Origin of the sequence: Falsiroseomonas oryziterrae, assembly GCF_021864505.1 — a bacterium.
In the GTDB taxonomy this organism is placed as follows: Bacteria; Pseudomonadota; Alphaproteobacteria; order Acetobacterales; family Acetobacteraceae; genus Falsiroseomonas; species Falsiroseomonas oryziterrae.
In genome coordinates this window covers 1-942 of the sequence record NZ_JAKJIB010000634.1, presented here as the reverse complement: position 1 = coordinate 942, position 942 = coordinate 1, and the positions used below count along the sequence as shown (strand labels likewise).

The following is a 942-nucleotide window of genomic DNA, read 5'->3' as shown; positions in this document are numbered from 1 at the left end:
AGCTCGGGCAGCGCGCCGCGCAGCGTGATGCGCGCCGGCTGCCCGACGGCCTCGAGCGAGGTGGCGATCGGCACGCGCGCCTCGCCCACCCGCATCGTCGCTGCGCCGCGGCCGGCGATGCCGCCGCCGGGCAGCCGGCGCAGCTCGATGTTGGTGTCCTCGAGCGACCAGACGATGCCGAGCGCCGCATCCTCCACGCTCACCCGGCCGCCCGCGATGCTCAGCGCCGCCAGCGCGCCGAGGGGCGAGGCGTCGTTGGGCGCCCGCATCATCTCGGCGAGCAGATCCTCGAACCGCGTGACGCCGGCCGGAACCTCCTCCACCGCTTCCGTCGCGCCCAGCTGGATCGACAGCGCGCCCTCCTCGTCGCGGCGCAGCCGCAGCACGGGCTGCTGCAACTCGACGCGGCGCGGCGCGAGGTGTCCGCGGAGCAGCCATGGCACCGAGAGGCTCACCGTGGAATCGGGGAGCTCGACGCGCACCGCGCCGTCCTCGCCCAGGACCCGGATGCCGCTCAGCCGGAGTTCCAGGGGCGTCAGCCCTTCGCCGCGCAGGCCTTCCCAGGCGATCGTCGCGTGCCCGATGGCCAGCCGCGCGGCGCCGTCCGGCGCATTCGCCTCCGACTCCATGATGCGGGCCAGGAAGGGCAGCTCGATGGGGCCCTGGGCCAACCGCCACGCGCCGGCGATGGACAGCAGCAGCAGGAGCATGACGAAGCCAAGCAGGTAGTGCGCGACCCGGTGCGCCTCCCGCGCCACTTGACCGGCGGCCCGCCTCACCGCTTCCCTCGCAGGCCATGCCGAAGACACGCGACGCGGCGCTGCCCGCGGGCCCGGCGCCGATCTCTCCCGCCCGGCTGCCGCAACCCTTCGAGGCCGAGGCGGCCGAGCGGCTGGCGGGCCGGTTCGCGGAACGCGGCGCGCCCGAGCGGGCCTTCGCGGC

Annotated in this window: 1 pseudogene; it reads right to left on the bottom strand. The window is 76.0% G+C overall.

The features are described 5' to 3' along the window. Nucleotides 1–779: pseudogene (locus L2I40_RS23765) on the bottom strand (hypothetical protein); the annotation flags it as partial. Nucleotides 780–942: the final 163 nt, after the last annotated feature.